Origin of the sequence: Lentzea guizhouensis (assembly GCF_001701025.1) — a bacterium.
GTDB lineage: Bacteria > Actinomycetota > Actinomycetes > Mycobacteriales > Pseudonocardiaceae > Lentzea > Lentzea guizhouensis.
This window is the reverse complement of record NZ_CP016793.1, coordinates 5,498,396-5,519,064: the sequence shown is the minus strand read 5'-3', so window position 1 is coordinate 5,519,064 and position 20,669 is coordinate 5,498,396. Positions and strand designations below refer to the sequence as shown.

Below are 20,669 nucleotides of genomic sequence, written 5' to 3'. Positions count from 1 at the left end.
TATCGGCTAGGTGTTCTGCGGAAACCCGAGGTTGACCCCGCCGTGCGACGGGTCCAGCCACCGGGAGGTGACCACCTTCGAGCGGGTGAAGAAGTGCACGCCGTGCGGTCCGTAGGCGTGTGCGTCACCGAAGAGCGACTCCTTCCAGCCGCCGAACGAGTAGTAAGCGACCGGTACGGGGATCGGCACGTTCACGCCGACCATGCCGACCTCGACCTCGTTCTGGAAGCGGCGCGCGGCACCGCCGTCGTTGGTGAAGATGGCGGTGCCGTTGCCGTAGCGGTTGCTGTTCACCAGCTCCAGCGCCTCCTCGTAGGTCGAGGTGCGCACGACCGAGAGGACCGGGCCGAAGATCTCGTCGGTGTAGATCGACATGTCCGTGCCGACGTGGTCGAAGAGCGTCGGGCCGAGCCAGAACCCGCTCGCGTCGCCGTCGACCGGGTGGTCGCGGCCGTCCACCGCGAGCACCGCGCCCGCCTCGACGCCGGCGTCCAGGTAGGACGTCACCTTGTCCCGGTGCGCGCCGGTGACCAATGGGCCCATCTCGCACGACGTGCCGGAGCCGACCCGCACGTCGGCGATCCTGGTCTTGATCTTCTCGACCAGCTCGTCGCCCACCTGGCCGACCGCCACGACCACCGAGATGGCCATGCACCGCTCCCCCGCCGAGCCGAAGCCGGCCGAGACCGCGGCGTCAGCGGCGAGGTCGAGGTCGGCGTCGGGCAGCACGACCATGTGGTTCTTGGCACCGCCGAGTGCCTGCACGCGTTTGCCGTGCGCGGTACCGGTCTCGTAGACGTACTTCGCGATCGGCGTGGAGCCGACGAAGGAGATCGCCTTGACCGCCGGGTGTTCCAGCAACCGGTCCACGGCCACCTTGTCGCCGTGCACGACGTTGAGCACGCCGTCGGGCAGCCCCGCCTCGGCGAACAGCTCGGCGATGAAGATCGAAGCGCTCGGGTCCTTTTCGGACGGTTTGAGCACCACCGTGTTGCCGCAAGCGATTGCGGTGGGCACGAACCACAGCGGCACCATCGCGGGGAAGTTGAACGGCGAGATCACCCCGACCACGCCCACCGGCTGCTGGATCGAGTAGACGTCGACCTTCGTGGAGGCGTTCTCGCTGAAACCGCCCCGCAGCAGCGTCGGAATGCCACACGCGTACTCGACGGACTCCAGCGCGCGCTGGACCTCGCCGCCCGCGTCGGACACCACCTTGCCGTGCTCGGAACTGACGATCGTGGCCAGCTCGCCCTTGCGCGCGTTGAGCAGCTCGCGGAACTTGAACATCACCGTCGAGCGCTGCGCCAACGAGGCGGTGCGCCACTGCGCAAACGCTTCCGCGGCTGCGTCGACCGCGGCGTCCACTTCGGACACCGAGGCGTAGGCGACCTGGTTCGCCACCTTGCCGGTGGTGGGGTCGTAGACGTCGCCGGTGCGCTCAGGAGACGCTTCCCAGCTCTTGCCGCCGATCCAATGCCTGATCATCTTGGGCTCGATCATGCTCGCGACACCGCCTGGGCGAGGATGCCGAGTGCCTCTTCCAGCTCGTCCTCGGTCAGGGTCATCGGCGGAGCCAGCCTGATCACGTTGCCGTGGAGACCGCCCTTGCCGACGAGCAGACCGCCCGCCTTGGCCTCGTTGAGCACGGTCGTGGCCGCGCCGGGGTTGGGCTCGCCCTCGGGTCCGACCAGCTCGACGCCGACCATCAGGCCCTTGCCGCGCACGTCACCGATCACCGGGTGCTTCTCGGCGAGCTCGCGCAGGCCGCCGAGCAGCCGCGAGCCGAGCTTGGCCGCGTTGGCCTGCAGGTCGTGGTCGAGCAGGTAGTTGAGCGTCGCCAGCGCGCCGGCCGTGGAGACCGGGTTGCCGCCGAACGTGGAGATCGAGTTGGCGGTGATCGTGTCCATCAGGTCGCCGCGCGCGACCACGCCGCCGATCGCGAGGCCGTTGCCGAGGCCCTTGGCGAACGTCATCGCGTCCGGCACGACGTCGTGCGCCTGGATGCCCCAGAAGTGCTCGCCGGTGCGGCCCCAGCCGGTCTGCACCTCGTCGGAGACGAACAGGATCCCGTACTCGTCCAGCACGTCCTTGAACGCGCGGAACAGGCCGTCGGGCGGCGAGGTGAAGCCGCCGACGCCCTGGATCGGCTCGACGATCATGCACGCGACGTCACCGGACGTGGTGGTCTCGATGATCTCGCGCAGGTCGTCGACGCAGGCCTTGACGTAGTCGGCGTCGTTCAGTCCCTTGAACGGGCTGCGGTAGCGGTAGCCGCCGTGCACCCAGCTGACCTTGATCGGCGACAGGGCACTCGCCGACCAGCCGCGGTTGCCGGTGACGGCGACCGTGGCGAACGCACGGCCGTGGTAGCTGTTGCGCAACGCCAGCACCTGCTCGCTGCGGCGGGCCTGGGTGGCGAGCATGAGCGCGGTCTCGTTGGCCTCGGTGCCGGAGTTGGTGAAGAACACCTTGGCGTCCGGGATGCCACTCAGTTCCGCGACCTTCTCCGCCAGCTCGACCTGCGACTTGATCAGGTACAGCGTCGAGCTGTGCAGCACGCCGGTGTCGAGCTGCGAGCGGATCGCGTCGCTGATCTCGGCGACGTCGTAGCCGATGGCGTTGGTCAGGATGCCCGCGAAGAAGTCGAGGTAGGTCGTGCCCTCGGCGTCGGTCACGCGGCGTCCGCTCGCGCTCGCGATCTCGATGGGCTCGTCGTAGTAGAGGGCCAGCCACTTCGGCATCACCGCGCGGTGCCGTGCCAGCAGCTCCTTGTGGGCCATCACGTCCTCCAGGGGTCTCCACCTGCTCTCGGAGTCTGCTGGGATGCGCGGTTGGCCGCCATGCACAACCTGTACCCGGATCGGTTGTCCGGCATTACGTTGTGTACATGTACCCGACCGTCGCCGAAGTCGTCGCTCTCCCGGTGATCCGGCAGGGAAAGCCGCGTCTGGTGGCCGGGTCGGCCGGTCTGTCGCGGCGGGTCCGCTGGGTGCATGTGGCGGAGATCGCAGACATCGCGCCGCTGCTGCGCGGCGGGGAGCTGGTGCTCACGACCGGCGTGATGCTGCCCGAGTCGGGCCTCGCCCGCTACGTCGAGGAGCTGGCCGCGGTGGGGTGCGCCGGGCTGGTCGTGGAGCTGGGGCGGCGGTGGCGCGACGACGTGCCGGCCGCCCTGGTGACCGCGGCGGAGCACCACGGGTTGCCGCTGGTCACGCTGGCCGCCGAGACGCGGTACGTGGCCGTGACGGAGGCGGTGGTGGCGTTGATCGTGGACGCCCAGCTGGCCGAGCTGCGGGCCGCGGAGCAGGTGCACGAGACGTTCACGGCGCTCACGGTCGCGGGTGCGGAGCCGTCCGAGGTGTTGCGCGAGGTGGCGCGCACGTCCGGGCTCGCGGTCGTGCTGGAGACGCTCGGCCACGACGTGCTGGCCTACGACGCGGCCGGGCACGACCCCGTGCTGCTGCTGGACGACTGGGCGGCGCGGTCGCGGGCGGTCGCGGTGACCGAACGGACGGCCTACCACGCGGCGTCGGGGTGGCTGGTGACGATCGTCGGGGCGCGCGGGGCGGACTGGGGCCGGCTCGTGATGGTCTCCCCCGAACCGCCACCGCACCGGCACGTCGTGGTGGCGGAACGAGCGGCGTCCGCGTTGGCCGTGCACCGGCTCGTGGCGCGCGACCGGGAGTCGCTGGAGCGGCAGACGCACCGCACGTTGCTGGCCCAGCTGCTGGGGCAGGGCCGGCCTCACCGGACCTGGGCGCGCGGGCGGCGGCGCTGGGCGTGCCGCTGGAACGCCGGCAGCTGATCGGCGTGGCGGTCCGGCCGGTGTCCGTCAGCATCGGGCAAACGCTTGCGACACAGGAGGTCCTGCGGGATCTCGCGGAGGCGACGGCGCTGGCGGCGCGACGGGTCACGGTCGCGGCACTGGTCGGCGTCGTGGACGACACGTCGGTGCGGGCGCTGCTGTCGGTACCGGTGACCGTGGGCGTGGAAGGCGTCCTGCGCAAGGTCGCGCGGGAGGTCCACCGGACGGCGGCCGGTGCCGTGGTGATCGCGGTGGGGACCACGGTGGCGTCCACATCGGACGTTCGCCGGTCGCTCGGCGAGGCCGCGCACGTGGCCGGTGCGGCGTTGCGGGCACCGGGAACGCAGCTGTACCACCGCCTGGACGACGTGCGGCTGCGCGGGCTGCTGCACCTGCTGCGGGACGACGAGCGGGTGCGGGCGTTCGCGGACCGCGAGCTCGGGCCGTTGCTCGCGCGCGACTCCGCCCAGGGCTCACGGCTGGTCGAGCTGCTGCGGTGCCTGTGCGAGAACGGCGGCAACAAGTCGGCGGCAGCGGCCGCGGCACACCTCTCGCGCACGGCGTACTACCAGCAGCTGGCCCGGATCGAGCAGGTGCTCGGGGTGTCGCTGGAGGACCCGGAGTCGGTGCTGTCGCTGTACGTGGCGTTGCTGGTGCACGAAATGGGCCCGTGACGGCGTCGGCACGGGCCCACCCGATCCCGGCTCCGCTCAGCCGTTGATCGTCGGCAGCACGCCGGAGAGCACGGTGTTGGCCGGCAGGTCCGACGCCTGCGGCGTCTGCACGTGGCCGACGTGGGTGCCACCGAGCAGCGAACCCGTGCTCGGCAGGCCGGGCAGCGCGCCCAGCTCGGGCGCGAGCGGGGCCACCTCGGAGCGCTCCTGCGGCACCGACAGCTTCGCGGTGCGCTGGCCCACGGGCGCGGTGAGGGTCGGCAGCTGGACCGTCTTGCCCACCTCGAGCGCGTCGACGTGCCTCTTGGCGTCGGCGATCAGCTTGTCCGCGCCGACGTCGGGCACACCGCCGTCGACCGCGGGCAGCTCGGCGGCGTTGGCCGTACCCGCCATGAGCGGGGCCGCACCGGCGGCGAGAAGGGCGGCGGCACGAAACAGTCCGGAACGAGACACAGTTTTCCTCAATCTGGTTTTTGGGGACCGACCTTCGTTTTCATCGGCTCATCCGGTTCTGATGTTTATCCGCTCGATCGGGTGTTGAGGGACGTGAACCTCCCGCCACGGGATTTCTTCCGGTTGTCACGCGACCCGCTGGGGCATCGGTGACCTGGTCAGAGCAAGGGGACTGGGCATCCGGGCCCTGCACCACCACGACGAGATCGGCCTGGTCGCCGCGGTCGAACGCACGTCCTCCGGTCACCGTCGGTACACACCTGCCGACGTCCGCCGCCTCTATCAGGTGAGATCGCGGCGTCGGCTCGGTCTCTCGTTGGAGGAGGTGCGGTTCGCGGTGTCCTCTTCGGACTCGTCGCGCCCGCTGTTCGGGGCCCTGGACCCGAGTCGTTTCGCCGCAAACGCCGTTCGTCTACGATCGGGACCCTTCCACGAGCAGGGGGCTCGCGTGACCCAACCGCCGCCACCAGGTCAGTGGCCATCCGTCCAGAACACCGTCGACGGCACGGTGGTGGGACAGTCCGTCCAGGCCGGGACGATCTACGGCGGCGTGCACTACCACGTCTCCCCGCCCCCTCCTCAGCCGTACGTGACGCCGTACGTTCCCGTGCACCGGCGCTCGCAGGTGTGGCCCGTGGTCGGGAGGTGGTTCATCGCCCTGCTCCCGTTGATCCTGTGCACCGCAACCGTCGGCGGTGCCGTGGACGGGGCGGCAGCGGGAGCGCACATCGCGGTCAGGGTCCTGCTCGACCTGATCGTCCTCGCCTTCGGCGTGCCCCTCCTCATCGTGTGGTCCGCGGTGTCCGGCCGCGGGTTCGGGCCACTGCTCCAGCTCGTGCTCGAGAAGGTGACGCCAGCTCCCCTCGCCGAGTCCTCCGCCAGGGTGCTCTGGGCGGTGACCGCGGGCGCGGGCTTCGTGGGCCTGTTCGGCTTCGTCCGGGAGGCGCTGGAGGCTGACCAGCAGAGCCCTGGTGCGAACGGCGCGTTGCTGTTCTTCGCCATGCTCACCGCACTGGCCGGACGTCGGCTCGTGGTGCGACACAGGCGTTGATCGCGCGGAATTTCTCTGTGCTGCAACGGAAGTGGCACAACGCGGTGGCGAACGGAGGCGGGACAGGTCCGTGCTCTACCGGTCGCTGGTCGGTGGCCCCGAACCGGCGGACCTGTGCGGACGGCTGCCGCCGGCGTTGTCGATGATGCGGGCACCGCCGGCGGGAGGCTGTCCAGTTGTGCGACGGTGCAGCGTCCACAACGTCCTCCGAGCCCGCCCACCCACGCCTGGCAGGGACAACCGACGCGAACTGGCCTTGAACTGGCAACTTATGGCGCTTTCGTGGCGCTTAGCGTGAACCATGCTCGCTCGTCGGCTCACGGCCCGCCTCCTCGACTGGCTCCTCGTGCTGGTCGTGACGTGGCCACTGGTCCACGAACCGGTGGCCGTGGTGGCCGCCGCCGCCCTCTACGACGTGGCCCTGTTGCGCTTCAACACCCTCGGACGCGCCTTGACCGGCCTGCGCGTGGTCGGCCCCGCCTCGGGGTTGAAGGGCGGGAGGATGGTGGCCCGAGCCCTGATCACGACCGCGCTGCCCGGTGCGGGGGTGGCGCTCGTGATGACAGGGCTCGGGTGGCGGGAGCCGGCGTTCATGGCGGGCCTGGGGTGGCAGCAACCGTGGATCGTCGCGGGCGAGCACCTCGGGACGGGGCCGACCGGGTGGCTGGGACCGTTGGTGCTGATCAGCGGGCTGACGTTGCTCGCGCTGTCGGCGGTGGAGAGCCTGGACCTGCGGGGCACGCGGACGTGGCACGACCGGAAGGCGGGCACGGCCGTCGTGCGGGTCAAGGGCGTCAGCGGCCGGTGAGGCGGTCCCCGATGAACCGCACCGCCTCCGGCAGCACCCGCCGCCAGTACCCCACGTCGTGCGCACCGTGCTCGAACGACCCCACCTCCGCCCGCGCCGACCGCGCCACCTCCACCGCGGCGTCGTGGAACGGGTCCTCCCGACCGCACCACACCCCGACCGGCGAGCCGATCGACGAGGCCCGCCGCAGCGGTTCGTGGGCCTCCCACACCTCGCGCGACGCGAAGCCGTTGATGCGTTCCGCGTCCTCCCACGAGGGAAAGACCGCCGGGCTGATCGCCGCCACCGCCCGCAACGCCCGCCTGGTCGCGATGTCGAGCACGCCGAAGCCGCCCATCGACACGCCCAGAGCGGCCTCGAACGGCACCGGCGGCGTCAACCCGACCCAGTAGTCCTCGCCGCCGTTGACCACGGCGAACCGCATCCGCGACCCCGAGGCGGCCAGGAACCGCGGCAACCCCAGCTCCTCCCACCAGGCCACGCTGCCACCACGGCCGTGCAGCACCAGCACGACCGGGCCGTCCGTGCCCATCCACGCACCCCACGGCGTCGCGACGACCGGCACCGGCGGCACGTCCGGCACCACCCCGTCGGGTCCCGTCCAGCCCAGGAAACGGCGGCCGGGCGGCGTCAGCGCTCCTGCCACACCCGCGGTTCCCACCAGGGCCGCTCCCCCGAGCAGCAGGGTCCGCCGTGAGATCCCCATGACGACGAGTCTTCCACGCAACGCACACAATGTGCGCCGATCATGTGAAGCGTGGACACTCTGACACTGCCACGCGCACAACGGCGGACCCAGGATTCCGGGATGGAACCGACCGCGTTCGCGTTGTTTCAGCAGCGTAACAGGGGGTTGAACGATGGCAGTTGAGTCCTCATCGCCCCAGGTCACACCCGATGGCCGCGTCGAGCTCAGCGACGTGGGTCCCATCCAGGACAGCAGGTTCTACAACCCCGAGCTCGCGCCGGTGCCGATCGAGCAGCGGACGTGGACGACGTACAACTTCTTCGCGCTGTGGATGGGCATGGCGCACAACATCCCCAGCTACACGCTCGCGGCGAGCCTGATCGCGCTCGGGATGGACTGGGTGCAGGCGTTCCTCACGATCACGCTGGGCAACCTGATCGTGCTGGTCCCGATGCTGCTCAACAGCCACGCCGGGACCAAGTACGGAATCCCGTTCCCGGTGTTCGCGCGGGCGTTCTACGGCATCCGCGGTGCGAACCTGGTGGCGTTGCTGCGGGCGTTCATCGCGTGTGCGTGGTTCGGCATCCAGACGTGGGTCGGCGGCAAGGCGCTGCACGTGATCATCGGTCGGCTCGCGGGCGAGGGGTGGACCGGAGCGTCCCAAGTGGGCGGTCAGCCGTGGACGTTGTGGTTGTGCTTCTTCGGGTTCTGGGTCGTGCAGATGCTGGTGATCTGGCGCGGGATGGAGGCGATCCGGCGGTTCGAGAACTGGACGGCGCCGCTGGTGAGCATCGGGTTCCTGGTCCTGCTGGGGTACGTGCTGGTCAAGGCGGGCGGGTTCGGGCCGATCCTGCAGACCGGCAGCAAGCTCGGCTGGGGGCCGGACTTCTGGAAGGTGTTCTTCCCCGCGCTGATGGGCATGATCGCGTTCTGGTCGACGCTCAGCCTCAACATGCCGGACTTCACCCGGTTCGGTGGTAGTCAGCGCAAGCAGGTCACCGGTCAGATCCTGGGACTGCCGACCACGATGTCGTTCATCGCGATCGTGGCGATCCTGACGACCTCCGGCGCGCAGGCGCTCTACGGCGAGGCGATCTGGGACCCGGCGGACCTCGCGTCGCGCTTCGACAGCACGGCCCTGGTGCTGGTCGCGCTGGTGTCGCTGGTGCTGGCGACGATCTCGGCGAACCTCGCGGCGAACGTGGTCAGCCCCTCGTACGACTTCTCGAACGCGTTCCCGCGGCGCATCACGTTCGCGGTCGGCGGCCTGATCACCGGCGTGATCGGCATCCTGATCCAGCCGTGGCGGCTCATCTCCGACCCGAGCATCTACATCTTCGCGTGGCTCGGGTTCTACGGCGGTCTGCTCGCGTCGGTCGCGGGCGTGTTCGTCGCCGGGTACTGGGTGATCAAGAAGACGCGGCTGCACCTCGAGGACCTCTACCTCGACGGGCGCGGCGCGTACTGGTTCAACGGCGGCTGGAACTGGCGGGCCGTGGCGGCGACGCTCGTCGGCAGCGTGCTCGCGGTCGGCGGCGCGTACGGCGGGCCGTTCCCCGCGGACGGCTTGATCCCGTTCCTCAAGCCCCTCTACGACTACAACTGGGTGGTCGGCTTCGCGGCCGGCTTCCTGGTTTTCCTTGCTCTGAAGGACAACAAGGCGAAGGAGACGACCAGGTGAGCAACATCATCCGGGCCGCGCTCGTCCAGCAGAAGTGGACGGGCGACAAGGAGTCGATGATCGCGAACGCGGTCGAGCACATCCGCAACGCCGCCTCGCAGGGCGCGCAGGTGCTGTGCCTGCAGGAGCTCTTCTACGGCCCGTACTTCTGCCAGGTGCAGGACGCGGACTTCTACTCCTACACCGAGGCGATCCCGGACGGCCCGACCACGGAGCTGATGAAGGAGGTCGCCGCGCAGAACAACATCGTGCTGATCGTGCCGATGTACGAGGTGGAGCAGCCGGGCGTCTACTACAACACCGCCGCGGTGATCGACGCCGACGGCACCTACCTCGGCAAGTACCGCAAGAACCACATCCCGCAGGTCAAGGGGTTCTGGGAGAAGTTCTACTTCAAGCCCGGCAACCTCGGTTACCCGGTGTTCGACACCGCGGTCGGCCGGATCGGCGTCTACATCTGCTACGAACGGCACTTCCCGGAGGGCTGGCGGGCGCTGGGCCTGGCCGGCGCGAAGATCGTGTTCAACCCGTCGGCGACGTCGCGGTCGCTGTCGGAGTACCTGTGGCGGCTGGAGCAGCCCGCCGCGGCCGTGGCGAACGAGTACTTCGTCGGCGCGATCAACCGGGTCGGCGTGGAACCGTTGGGCGACAACGAGTTCTACGGCCAGACGTACTTCGTCTCGCCACGCGGCCAGCTGGTCGGCGAGGCCGCGTCCGACACCGAGGAAGAACTCGTGGTGCGCGACCTCGACCTGGACCTGCTGACCGAGGTGCGCGACACGTGGGCGTTCTACCGCGACCGCCGCCCCGACACCTACGAGGGCCTGGTGACGCCGTGAGCACCCTCATCCGCAACGGCCTGATGATCAACGCGACCGGCTCGCACGCCGCCGACGTGCTGATCGACGGCGAGCACATCGCGGCGCTGGTGACACCCGGTTTCGAGGTGCGGGCCGACGAGGTGGTCGACGCGGCCGGGAAGTACGTCATCCCGGGTGGGATCGACGTGCACACGCACATGGAGATGCCGTTCGGCGGCACGCAGTCGGCGGACACATTCGAGACCGGCACGACCGCGGCGGCGTGGGGCGGCACCACCACGATCGTCGACTTCGCGGTGCAGCCCAAGGGTTCCTCGCTGCTGTCCACATTGGACAAGTGGCACGCCAAGGCCGACGGCAACTGCGCGGTCGACTACGGGTTCCACATGATCATCTCCGACGTGAACGACTCGTCGTTGAAGGAGATGGAGTCGTGCATCGCGCAGGGCGTGAACAGCTTCAAGATGTTCATGGCCTACCCCGGTGTCTTCTACGCCACCGACGGCGAGATCCTGCGTGCGATGCAGAAGGCGCGCGAGACCGGTGCCACGATCATGATGCACGCGGAGAACGGCATCGCGATCGACGAGCTCGTGGCACAGGCGCTGGCCAATGGGCTGGGTGACCCGGTGCAGCACGGCCTGACCCGGCCGCCGGAGCTGGAGGGCGAGGCCACGTCCCGCGCGATCCAACTGGCCCGCGTGACCGGTTCTCCGTTGTACATCGTCCACCTGTCCGCCGCACAAGCGCTGGACGCCGTCACGGCCGCCCGGGACACCGGTCAGAACGTGTTCGCCGAGACGTGCCCGCAGTACCTGTACCTGTCGCTGGAGGACCTGGCACGACCGGGCTTCGAGGGCGCGAAGTACGTGGCCTCTCCCCCGTTGCGGCCCAAGGAGCACCAGTCGTCGTTGTGGCGCGGCCTGCGGACGAACGACCTGTCCGTGGTCTCCACCGACCACTGCCCGTTCTGCTTCAAGGACCAGAAACAGCTGGGCGTGGGCGACTTCTCGAAGATCCCCAACGGCATGCCCGGCGTCGAGCACCGCGTCGACCTGCTGCACCAGGGCGTTGTGAAGGGCGAGATCACCCGCGAACGGTGGGTCGAGATCGTGGCGACGACACCGGCCCGCATGTTCGGCATGTACCCGCGCAAGGGCGTGATCGCACCGGGCGCCGACGCCGACGTCGTGATCTACGACCCGGCGGCGACGCAGACGATCTCCGCGCAGACCCACCACATGGCCGTGGACTACTCGGCCTACGAGGGCTTCGAGGTCACCGGCCGCGTGGACGCGGTGTTCTCGCGCGGCCGCAAGGTGATCGCCGACGGCGCCTACCACGGCTCGACGGGCCACGGCCGCTTCGTGTCCCGCGACCTCAACCAGTACCTGGTCTAAGGCCCTAGGAAAGGAACGCCGTGGACTTCGGCATCGTGCTGCAGACCGACCCGCCGGCGCGGGACGTGGTGGAGGGCCTCCGCGCCGCCGAGGACTGCGGCTTCCGGTACGGCTGGACGTTCGACTCCTGCGTGCTGTGGCAGGAGCCGTTCGTCATCTACTCGCAGGTCCTGGCCGCGACCCGCGACCTCGTCGTCGGCCCGATGGTCACCAACCCGTCGACCCGCGACTGGTCGGTGACGGCGTCGTTGTTCGCGACGCTGAACGACATGTTCGGCAACCGCACGGTCTGCGGCATCGGCCGCGGCGACTCGGCCCGCCGCGTGATCGGCCAGAAACCCGCGTCCCTGGCCACCTTGGGCTCCGCGATGCACGTGATCAAGGAGCTGGCCGAGGGCCGTTCCGTGGAGCACCACGGCACGGCGGTGCAGATCCCCTGGGTGCGCAACGGAAAGCTCGAGGTGTGGATGGCCGCCTACGGTCCACGCGCTCTGAAGATGGTCGGTGAGCAGGCCGACGGGTTCATCCTGCAGACCGCGGACCCGGACATCGCGCGCTGGACGATCGGCTCGGTGCGCGAGGCGGCGGTGGCGGCGGGGCGTGATCCGGCCGCCATCACGATGTGCGTGGCGGCGCCGGCCTACGTCGGAACGGATCTCCCGCACCAGCGGGACCAGCTGCGGTGGTTCGGCGGGATGGTCGGCAACCACGTCGCGGACCTCGTTGCGCGGTACGGGGACTCGGGCGCGGTGCCGAAGGCGCTGACGGACTACATCAAGGACCGCGAGGGCTACGACTACTCCCACCACGGCAAGGCGGGCAACCGGTCGACCGACTTCGTGCCGGACGCGATCGTGGACCGCTTCTGCCTGGTGGGGCCGGAGTCGGCGCACGTGGAACGGTTGCAGGAGCTGAAGGAGATCGGGGTCGACAACTTCGCGCTGTACCTGATGCACGACGAGAAGCACAAGACGCGCGACGCGTACGGGTCGGCCGTGATCCCGGCGGTGTGATGGTCCGGTGCCTGGAGGCGAGCGGCCGGGCTCGGGTGGGCGGTCAGCGGACGGTCTTCATGGTGCCGTCCCACTCGCCCGACGTGAGCGCGGGCAGCAGCTCGGCCAGCTGCACCGGGTAGACGGTGTCCTCGGTCGCCGCCAGCTCCTCCGCGGTCCACCACCGGTAGGCCGAGATGCTGGTCTCCTCGACGTCGTTGAACCCGGAGGTGTCCACCGCGAGCTCGGGAACGGAGGCGTGGAAGAACCACTCCTCGGCGTCGAACGTCTGCCCGTCGAAGCTGAACACCGCGCGGCGCCGCCACACCGGGCCGACCAGCGCGTCGGCGGCGATGCGGTGGCCCGTCTCCTCGAACGTCTCGCGGACCGCGGTGTCGCGGAGCTCCTCGTCGCCCTCGACGCCGCCGCCGACCGTGAACCAGAAGAGCTCCTGGGGCCGGGCGGGGTCGAAGCCCTGGAAGAGCAGCACGCGTCCGGAGCCGTCGGTCAGCACTACACGAGCGGAGGGCCGGGGGGTGAGCATCACGGCGTCGGAAGGGGCGGTGGGTTCGGCGATCTCGAAGTAGGACGGTTGCGGCGCGGTACCGGCCAGCCGCAGCCAGCGGACGATGCGGCGGCGACGCTGCAGGAGGGTGTCGCGGACCGCGTCGTTGTGGACGCGGCGAGCCAGGACGACGCGTTCCTCGGCATCGGCGAGCTCGGCGGCGAGGGCGGGCGCCAGGGACGAGCGGTCCACGGCACCCAGGAGGCCGGAGAGCTCGTTCTCGGCCAGCTCCCGGTCCGCGCGGCCGGCGGCCTCGGCACGGGAGGCGGCGGCCGACAACGAGGGTCGAGCAGGCGCGTCACGACGGCGACGGGCCAGGGGCGTCGAGGGCGGCCCAGGCGGCGTCGGTGCGGACGTGGAGGCGGTCGAGGCGGTTGGCGATCGCGAGGATCCAGGCGGAGAGGAGGAGCGCGGCCAGGACGACGACGAGGACGTGGTCACGCGGCACCCACCCACGCGGCAACGGCGAGCGAGGCGAAGGCGGTCACCGGACGCCTGCCGTGAGCGCTGACGGCAACGGTCACAGGCGCTCACCGCGAGCGACGACGGCGTCGGTCGGGTCGGCGGTCGCGGCGTCGGCGGTCGCGGCGTCGGGGTCGCGGCGTCGGTCGCGGCGTCGGCGGTCGCGGCGTCGGCGGTCGCGGCGTCGGCGGTCGCGCGTCGGCGTCGCGGGTCGCGCTGGCGTGGGGGGGCGGTGGCGGGGCGGGGCGGTGGGGCGGGCGCGGGCGCGGACGCGGTGGCGGCGGACGGCGGCGGGCGCGGCGGCGGCGGACGCGGCGCGGCGGACGCGGCGCGACGCGGCGGGACGCGGCGGCGGCGACGGCGGCGGAGCGCGGCGGCGGCGGCGGCGGACGCGGCGGCGGACGCGGCGGCGGCGGCGGCGGCGGACGCGCGGCGGCGGACGCGGCGTCGGCGGACGGCGCGGCGGACGCGGCGGCGGCGGACGCGCGGCGGCGGACGCGGCGCGCGACGGGCGGCGGACGGCGCGCGGTCATGCCTCGCCCACCCGGCGCGGGTCCGCGGCGATCGCCGTCTCGTACACCCGCAGCACCTGGCCCGCCACCACGGACCAGTCGTAGGTCTGCACGCGTTCGGACGCCAGTGCCACGTACTCGGCGCGCAGGGCGCTGTCCCGCAGCACCGAGCGCAGCGCGTCGGCCAGCCCGGCGGCGTCGCCGACCGGGAACAGGGCGCCTGCCTTGCCGTCGTCCAGCACGCGGCGGAAGGCGTCCAGGTCGGAGGCGACCACGGCGGTGCCCGCGGACATGGCCTCGGTGAGGATGATGCCGAAGGACTCGCCGCCGGTGTTCGGGGCGACGTAGACGTCGATGCTGCGCAGCATGCGGGCCTTGTCCTCGTCGCTGACCTGGCCGAGCAGGTCGACGCGGGAGGCGAGGGGGCCGGAGAACTCGTGTTCGCCGCGGCCCACGACCAGCAGGCGGAGGTCGGGGAACTCGTCGGCGATGAGGCCGAAGGCGTCCCAGAGGATCGGCATGCCCTTGCGAGGTTCGTCGTAGCGGCCGACGAAGCCGATGGTGCCGCCCGTGCGCGGGTAGCCGTCCAACGTGGAGGCGGAGGCGAAGAAGTCGACGTCGACGCCGTTCGGGATCTCCACGGCGTCGCCGCCGAGGTGTTCGACCTGGACGCGGCGGGCCAGTGCGGAGACGGCGATGCGGGCGGTGACCTTCTCCAGGAACGGCTGCAGGAAGCCCTGGAAGGCGGCCAGCATCTTCGAGCGCGGGGTGGAGGTGTGGAAGGTGGCGACGATCGGGCCGTCGGCGACCACCAGGGCCAGGAACGACAGGGAAGGTGCCGTCGGCTCGTGCAGGTGCAGGACGTCGAAGGAGTGGTCGTCGATCCAGCGGCGGACGCGGGCGTAGGAGACCGGGCCGAACGAGAGGCGGGCCACCGAGCCGTTGTACGGGATGCCGACCGCGCGGCCGGCGGAGGTGACGAAGGAGGGCAGTGCCTGGTCGTCGTCGGCGGGGGCGAGGACGTTCACCTCGTGGCCCAGGCCGATCAGGGCGCGGGCGAGGTCCACGACGTGGGCCTGCACCCCGCCCGGCACGTCGAGCGAGTACGGGCAGACGATTCCGATCTTCACCTGAGCAGGTCCTCCACCGGGGCGGTCCTCACCGGGCGAGCCGGCGGGCCAGCGCGGTGCGGCGGCTCTCCGGCAGGTCCGCGAGCCAGAGCTTCTGGAGCATGTGCCAGTCGGTGGGGTGGGCGGCGATGTCGGCGGCGAAGACGTCGGCGAGCGCCTGGGTGGCGGCGGGGACGGTGCTCACCTTGATCGGCGGGTGGATGCGGAACTGCCAGTTGTCCTCGGTGTTCCAGCAGCCGACGGGCAGCAGGGCGGCGCCGGTCGTCGCGGCCAGGTGGGCCGGGCCGGCGGGCATCAGGGTCTGTTCGCCGAAGAACGTCACCGGCACGCCGGAGGTGGTCAGGTCGCGGTCGGCCAGCAGGCACACGACCTTGTTGGCGCGCAGGCGTTCGGCGAGCACCGTCGAGGTGGGACGGTCGCCGCCGGTCAGCGGCAGCACCTCGAAGCCCAGCGTCTCGCGGTACGCGACGAACTTCCGGTAGAGCGACTCGGGCTTCAGGCGTTCGGCGACCGTGGTGAACGTGCCGGAGTGACCGACGAGCCAGACGCCCGCCATGTCCCAGTTGCCGCTGTGCGGCAGCGCGACCACCGCCCCGGTGCCCTCGCGCAGGGCCGCGTCGAGGTTCTCCACGCCGGAGATCAGTCCGTCGCACTTCTCGAACACGGCGCGGTGGTCCATCCCCGGCAGCCGGAACGCCTCACGCCAGTAACGCGCGTACGAGCGCAACGACTCGCGTACGAGCCCGTCAAGTTCTTCGTCGCCCGCCTGGGGCACGACCCGGCGCAGGTTCGTGCGCAGCTGCCGCACGCCCGCGCCACCCCGGCGGGCCGCGTAGTCCGCACCGGCCTGGAACAACCCGCGCGCCCACGACTCCGGCAGCAGCCGGATCAGCTGCCAGCCGGCCGTGTACCCGAGCGTCGCGAGGTTCACGCGGCCTCCCTGGCCGACTTCGCCACCGCGAGGACCCGCTGCAGCACCGTCGCGACCGTCATGACCGCGAGCAGCCACAGCGCGATGTCCAGCAGGTGCGGCACGCCCAGCCCCTGCACGCCGGCGCCGATCAGGGCGACGATGAACCGCTCGGCGCGTTCGGCGATGCCGCCGTCGGCCGACAGCCCGGTGGCCTCGGCGCGCGCCTTCACGTACGAGATGACCTGGGAGGCGACCAGGCAGATGAACCCGGCCACGGCGGTCCAGCGGGCACCGGAGTCGAGCGCGTACCAGGTGAGCGCCGCGAACAGGGCGCCGTCGGCGATGCGGTCGCAGGTGGCGTCCAGCACCGCGCCGAACTTGGTGGGACCGGCCGCGCGCGCCATCGCGCCGTCGATCAGGTCGAGCAGCACGAAGAACGTGACCAGCGCGCTGCCGAGGAACAGCTGACCGCGCGGGATGAACCACAGCGCGCTCGCGACGGCACCGACCGTGCCGACCACGGTGACGACGTTGGGCGTGAGGCCACGCGCCAGCAGCCACGCCCCGACCGGATCGGTGACGCGCGAGACGGACGCGCGAGCGAAGATGTTCAGCATGGCGGTTCGCAGCCTAGCTGGACTGGTGAAACGCACTGCTCGGGGGTGAGGCGGCACCCGTGGTGCTCCCCTGCCGCGCGGCGAGCGTCGTCCGGTGATGTGACGACACCCGCGAGCGCTCCACCGCTAACCGAGCCTGCGGTGGTCCTCCGCGATCCTCTTCAGCAACCCCTGCAGCTCCTCTCCCCGCACCGCCGCCCGTTCCAGCCGGCCGAACAGCGCGAGGTACTCGCGGACGTCCAGGGGGTCGGTGATGGTGGCGTTGCCCGTCAGCACGCTGACCGTGACGACGCGCTCGTCGTAGATGTGGAATCCGTGCAGTGCGACGACGTTCGTGTCCGCCGACCACGGCACCACGCCGAGCCGGACGTTCGGCCGGCGCTGGATGGCGGCCAGGTGCTCGACCTGTTCCGCCATCAGCTCCGACGACCCCATCCGCCAGCGCAGCGCGCTCTCGGTGAGCACGAACACGAACTGCTTGGCCAGGTCGTCCATCCGGGAGCGCCGCACCCGCAACGCAGCGACAGCCGCCTCCTGTTCGGACGGAGGCATCGTCGCCAGCACGGTGCGCAGGTAGGCCTCGGACTGCAGCAGCGCCGGCACCAGGTTCAGCTGGAAGAACCTGGACGTCGCCGCGCGGGCCTCGACCCGGCTGATCGTCTGCTGGTGGCGGTGGGCACCCCGGTGCAGCACGACGCGGCGGGTCTCCGCCTCCGCGTGCAACGACCTGGCGAGTTCGACCAGTTCGACCCGCGTCTCCCTCGTCGCGGCGAGCTCCGCGACTAGGCGCTCCACGTCGTTGACGGACGGGAGCAGCATGCCGTTCTCTATCTTCGACAGCTTGGACTGGCTCATCCCGGTGGCACGAGCGGTGGCCGTGCCGGTCATCTTCGCCTCGGTGCGCAACCGGCGTAACTCACGCGAAAGCCGTTCTCTCGCTAATCGCGAACGCTCAGGTGCGGTCATGTTCGCACCGTAACCATCCGGACACGCTCAGACGATCGGCCATAGGCGGGGACTTGACTTCCAGTTGACACCTCCAGGTGGGTGATCTCACCTACCTGGAATCGCTATGCGGCAGCCGAATGTCTCGATCGGTTGCCGAAATGCACCCGAAAGTTGCAACCGTCTCTATTCCGCGCCGCATGGAAACTGGGCCGATTGTCCCATGCGGACAACGTGGGTGCTTTTTGTCACTTTTCTGTCCAAGAAAATGGTACGGGCTTCAATCAGCACCAGCGCGCGCTCATACCGACTTTCGCGAGCGCAATACCGCGCGAACACCCAAGCCGACGCCACCGAAGATGAGCACAAAGCCGATGAGCCCGAGTCCCGGCGCGTCGTCGACGTGGGCGTACATGATCGCGCTCACGCCGAGCGCGATGAGGAGAACACAGCCCAGCAGGGGCAGCAGCAGTCGAGGCATAGATCGACTATCGCTCGTCAGCTATCGAAAGTCAATAGATAGCGAGCGGCAGTCGATCACCTGCGCACGAGTCAGTCGAGCGCCTTCCAGCCGTCTGCCAGCAGCTGCCTGGTCTCCCCCAGCAGCTGCGGCAGCACCTTCGTGTGCCCGATGACCGGCATGAAGTTCGCGTCCCCGCCCCACCGCGGCACCACGTGCTGGTGCAGATGCGCGGCGATCCCGGCACCGGCGACGACGCCCTGGTTCATGCCGATGTTGAACCCATGCGGCGCCGCCACGTGCCGCGCCACCCGCATCGCCTTCTGCGTGAACGCGGCGAACTCGGCGGTTTCGGAAACCGTCAGGTCCGCGTAGTCCGGCACGTGCCGATACGGCAGCACCATCAGGTGACCGGGGTTGTACGGGTAGAGGTTCAGCACCGCGAACACTTCCGACCCGCGCGCGATGATCAGGCCCGATTCGTCGTCGAGTTCGACCACTCGGCAAAACGGGCAACCGGCGGGTTCGTCGCCGACCGCTTTGCCCTCGCCCTTCACATAGGACAGGCGGTGCGGGGTCCACAACCGCTGCAATGCGTCGTGAACCCCGACCCCGTCCTGTCCGGTCAGCTGCGGTTTCCCGAAGTCATCCGTCACGAGAGCAGTTCCGCCGTCGGCGAGGCGTTCTCGCGGCGGCCGACCCACTCCACGATCTGCTCGACGGCCCGTTCCACCGGCACACCGTTGATCTGGGTGCCGTCGCGGAACCGGAACGACACCGCGTTCGCCTCCACGTCCTTGGCGCCGGCCAGGAGCATGAACGGCACCTTCTGCATGGTGTGGTTGCGGATCTTCTTCTGCATCCGGTCGTCGGAGGCGTCGACCTCGACCCTGATGCCGGCCTTCTTCAGCACGTCGCGCACCGCGAACAGGTGGTCCGCGTTCTCCGAGGTGACCGGGATGCCCACGACCTGCACCGGCGCGAGCCACGCCGGGAACGCGCCCGCGTAGTGCTCGGTCAGCACGCCGAAGAACCGCTCGACCGAACCGAACAGGGCGCGGTGGATCATGACCGGGCGCTGGCGGGAGCCGTCCGGGCCGGTGTACTCCAGCTCGAACTTCTCCGGCAGCATGAAGTCGAGCTGGATGGTCGACATCTGCCAGGTGCGGCCGAGCGCGTCACGGGCCTGCACCGAGATCTTGGGGCCGTAGAACGCGGCGCCGCCGGGGTCGGGCACGAGCTCGAGACCGGACTCCTCGGCGACCGAGGCGAGCGTCGCGGTCGCCTCCTCCCAGACGTCGTCCGGTCCGACGAACTTCTGCGGGTTCTTGGTCGACAGCTCCAGGTAGAAGTCGTCCAGGCCGTAGTCGCGCAGCAGGTCGAGCACGAAGTTCAGCAGCGACTTCAGCTCGTCGCGGATCTGGTCGCGGGTGCAGAAGATGTGCGCGTCGTCTTGCGTCATGCCCCGCACGCGGGTCAGGCCGTGCACCACGCCGGACTTCTCGTAGCGGTAGACCGAGCCGAACTCGAACATGCGCAGCGGCAGCTCGCGGTAGGACCGGCCGCGCGACTTGAAGATCAGGTCGTGGAACGGGCAGTTCATCGGCTTGAGGTAGTAGTCCTGGCCGGGCTTGCGGACCGTGCCGTCCTCATCGACCTCGGCGTCGAGGTGCATCGCCGGGTACATGCCGTCCTTGTACCAGTCCAGGTGACCGGAGACCTCGAACAGCTTGCCCTTGGTGATGTGCGGTGAGTAGACGAACTCGTAGCCCGCCTCGGTGTGCCGCTGGCGGGAGTAGTCCTCCATCGCCTTGCGGATGATGCCGCCCTTGGGGTGGAACACCGCGAGGCCGGAGCCGATCTCGTCCGGGAACGAGAACAGGTCGAGCTCCACGCCGAGCTTGCGGTGGTCGCGGCGCTCGGCCTCGGCCAGCCGCTCCAGGTACGCGTCCTGCGCCTCGGCCGACTCCCACGCGGTGCCGTAGATGCGCTGCAGCTGCGGGTTGTTCTCGTTGCCGCGCCAGTACGCCGCCGCCACGCGGGTGAGCTTGAACGCCGGGATGTGCTTGGTGGTCGGCACGTGCGGGCCGCGGCACAGGTCGCCCCAGACCTGCTCACCGGAGCGCGGGTCGAGGTTGTCGTAGATCGTCAGCTCGCCGCCGCCGACCTCCATGACCTCGCTGGTGTCGACGTCGCTCTTGATGTCGACGAGCTCCAGCTTGAACGGCTCGGCCGCGAGCTCGGCCTTCGCGGCGTCGACCGACTCGACCACGCGGCGGGAGAACCGCTGGGCGCCCTTGATGATCTGCTTCATGCGCTTCTCGAGCGCCTGCAGGTCCTCCGGCGTGAAGGGCTTGGAGACCTGGAAGTCGTAGTAGAAGCCGTCCTTCACGGGCGGGCCGATGCCGAGCTTGGCCTCCGGGAACTGCTGCTGCACCGCCTGCGCCAGCACGTGCGCGGCGGAGTGGCGGATGACGCTGCGGCCGTCCTCGGTGTCGGCGGCGACGGCCTCGACCTCGACGTCGACCCGCGGGGTCCACGACAGGTCGCGCAGGTGGCCCTCGGCGTCGCGCACGACGACGATCGCGTCGGCACCCTTGCCGGGCAGCCCGGCCTCGCGCACGGCCGTGCCCGCCGTCGTCCCAGCCGCGACCACCACGCGTGGCGGGTTCTGGGCGACTGCTGGGCG

At 70.3% G+C, this 20,669-nt stretch carries 18 protein-coding genes and 3 pseudogenes; 8 read left to right on the top strand and 13 right to left on the bottom strand.

Annotated elements, in window-relative coordinates; genetic code table 11:
• Positions 1-6: 6 nt before the first annotated feature.
• Positions 7-1,503: a CoA-acylating methylmalonate-semialdehyde dehydrogenase gene (locus BBK82_RS27145; protein WP_065917544.1), complete on the bottom strand. Its 1,497-nt coding sequence runs from the start codon at positions 1,501-1,503 to the stop codon at positions 7-9.
• Positions 1,500-2,783, bottom strand: a complete 1,284-nt coding sequence (locus BBK82_RS27140) for an aspartate aminotransferase family protein (protein WP_065917543.1) — start codon at positions 2,781-2,783, stop codon at positions 1,500-1,502. Before BBK82_RS27140 ends, BBK82_RS27145 begins: the two co-directional genes overlap by 4 nt.
• Before the next feature lie 107 nt (positions 2,784-2,890).
• Here BBK82_RS27140 and BBK82_RS27135 point away from each other — a divergent pair.
• Positions 2,891-4,482: pseudogene (locus BBK82_RS27135) on the top strand (PucR family transcriptional regulator).
• A gap of 36 nt (positions 4,483-4,518) precedes the next feature.
• Here the strand turns inward: BBK82_RS27135 and BBK82_RS27130 are convergent.
• The gene (locus BBK82_RS27130; protein WP_154697527.1) at positions 4,519-4,935 is read right to left on the bottom strand and encodes a hypothetical protein; all 417 of its coding nucleotides are present in this window, start codon (positions 4,933-4,935) and stop codon (positions 4,519-4,521) included.
• 112 nt (positions 4,936-5,047) lie between these two features.
• Here BBK82_RS27130 and BBK82_RS55840 point away from each other — a divergent pair.
• The 3 genes and pseudogenes from BBK82_RS55840 to BBK82_RS27120 form a co-directional block, all read left to right on the top strand.
• A pseudogene (locus tag BBK82_RS55840) lies at positions 5,048-5,206 on the top strand (MerR family DNA-binding transcriptional regulator); the annotation flags it as partial.
• Between the two features lie 177 nt (positions 5,207-5,383).
• Positions 5,384-5,986: a hypothetical protein gene (locus BBK82_RS54395; protein WP_170067967.1), complete on the top strand. Its 603-nt coding sequence runs from the start codon at positions 5,384-5,386 to the stop codon at positions 5,984-5,986.
• 301 nt (positions 5,987-6,287) lie between these two features.
• Positions 6,288-6,794 (top strand): hypothetical protein, encoded by a 507-nt coding sequence (locus BBK82_RS27120; protein ID WP_065917540.1) that lies wholly within the window; start codon positions 6,288-6,290, stop codon positions 6,792-6,794.
• Here BBK82_RS27120 and BBK82_RS27115 read toward each other — a convergent pair.
• Positions 6,781-7,500, bottom strand: a complete 720-nt coding sequence (locus BBK82_RS27115) for an alpha/beta hydrolase (protein WP_065917539.1) — start codon at positions 7,498-7,500, stop codon at positions 6,781-6,783. The genes BBK82_RS27120 and BBK82_RS27115 overlap by 14 nt on opposite strands.
• 154 nt (positions 7,501-7,654) lie before the next feature.
• On the opposite strand from BBK82_RS27115, the gene BBK82_RS27110 reads away from it, so the two are divergent.
• The 4 genes from BBK82_RS27110 to BBK82_RS27095 are packed head-to-tail and all read left to right on the top strand — an operon-like array spanning position 7,655 to position 12,397.
• On the top strand, positions 7,655-9,163 hold the full coding sequence (locus BBK82_RS27110; protein WP_065917538.1) for an NCS1 family nucleobase:cation symporter-1: 1,509 nt from the start codon (positions 7,655-7,657) through the stop codon (positions 9,161-9,163).
• Positions 9,160-10,002, top strand: a complete 843-nt coding sequence (locus BBK82_RS27105; protein ID WP_071812684.1) for a nitrilase-related carbon-nitrogen hydrolase — start codon at positions 9,160-9,162, stop codon at positions 10,000-10,002. Before BBK82_RS27110 ends, BBK82_RS27105 begins: the two co-directional genes overlap by 4 nt.
• Positions 9,999-11,384 (top strand): dihydropyrimidinase, encoded by a 1,386-nt coding sequence (gene hydA / locus BBK82_RS27100; protein ID WP_065917537.1) that lies wholly within the window; start codon positions 9,999-10,001, stop codon positions 11,382-11,384. Before BBK82_RS27105 ends, hydA begins: the two co-directional genes overlap by 4 nt.
• A gap of 20 nt (positions 11,385-11,404) precedes the next feature.
• Positions 11,405-12,397: a TIGR03842 family LLM class F420-dependent oxidoreductase gene (locus BBK82_RS27095; protein WP_065917536.1), complete on the top strand. Its 993-nt coding sequence runs from the start codon at positions 11,405-11,407 to the stop codon at positions 12,395-12,397.
• A gap of 43 nt (positions 12,398-12,440) precedes the next feature.
• Here the strand turns inward: BBK82_RS27095 and BBK82_RS54390 are convergent, their stop codons facing one another.
• From BBK82_RS54390 to thrS, 9 genes and pseudogenes are all read right to left on the bottom strand, one after another.
• The gene (locus tag BBK82_RS54390) at positions 12,441-12,920 is read right to left on the bottom strand and encodes an NUDIX hydrolase (RefSeq protein ID WP_237048432.1); all 480 of its coding nucleotides are present in this window, start codon (positions 12,918-12,920) and stop codon (positions 12,441-12,443) included.
• A 21-nt stretch (positions 12,921-12,941) separates the two neighbouring features.
• Positions 12,942-13,389, bottom strand: a pseudogene (locus tag BBK82_RS54385) (exopolyphosphatase); the annotation flags it as partial.
• 543 nt (positions 13,390-13,932) lie between these two features.
• The gene (locus BBK82_RS27085) at positions 13,933-15,045 is read right to left on the bottom strand and encodes a glycosyltransferase family 4 protein (RefSeq protein WP_065917535.1); all 1,113 of its coding nucleotides are present in this window, start codon (positions 15,043-15,045) and stop codon (positions 13,933-13,935) included.
• Between the two features lie 28 nt (positions 15,046-15,073).
• The gene (locus tag BBK82_RS27080; RefSeq protein WP_065917534.1) at positions 15,074-15,976 is read right to left on the bottom strand and encodes a phosphatidylinositol mannoside acyltransferase; all 903 of its coding nucleotides are present in this window, start codon (positions 15,974-15,976) and stop codon (positions 15,074-15,076) included.
• Positions 15,973-16,575 (bottom strand): phosphatidylinositol phosphate synthase, encoded by a 603-nt coding sequence (gene pgsA, locus BBK82_RS27075; protein ID WP_065917533.1) that lies wholly within the window; start codon positions 16,573-16,575, stop codon positions 15,973-15,975. The genes BBK82_RS27080 and pgsA overlap by 4 nt, the downstream gene beginning before the upstream one ends.
• A 126-nt stretch (positions 16,576-16,701) precedes the next feature.
• Positions 16,702-17,463, bottom strand: a complete 762-nt coding sequence (locus BBK82_RS27070; protein ID WP_237047591.1) for a helix-turn-helix domain-containing protein — start codon at positions 17,461-17,463, stop codon at positions 16,702-16,704.
• Between the two features lie 358 nt (positions 17,464-17,821).
• Positions 17,822-18,001 (bottom strand): hypothetical protein, encoded by a 180-nt coding sequence (locus BBK82_RS27065; protein ID WP_065917531.1) that lies wholly within the window; start codon positions 17,999-18,001, stop codon positions 17,822-17,824.
• A 71-nt stretch (positions 18,002-18,072) separates the two neighbouring features.
• The gene (locus BBK82_RS27060; RefSeq protein ID WP_065917530.1) at positions 18,073-18,636 is read right to left on the bottom strand and encodes an HIT family protein; all 564 of its coding nucleotides are present in this window, start codon (positions 18,634-18,636) and stop codon (positions 18,073-18,075) included.
• Positions 18,633-20,639, bottom strand: a complete 2,007-nt coding sequence (gene thrS / locus BBK82_RS27055) for a threonine--tRNA ligase (RefSeq protein WP_065917529.1) — start codon at positions 20,637-20,639, stop codon at positions 18,633-18,635. The genes BBK82_RS27060 and thrS overlap by 4 nt, the downstream gene beginning before the upstream one ends.
• Positions 20,640-20,669: the final 30 nt, after the last annotated feature.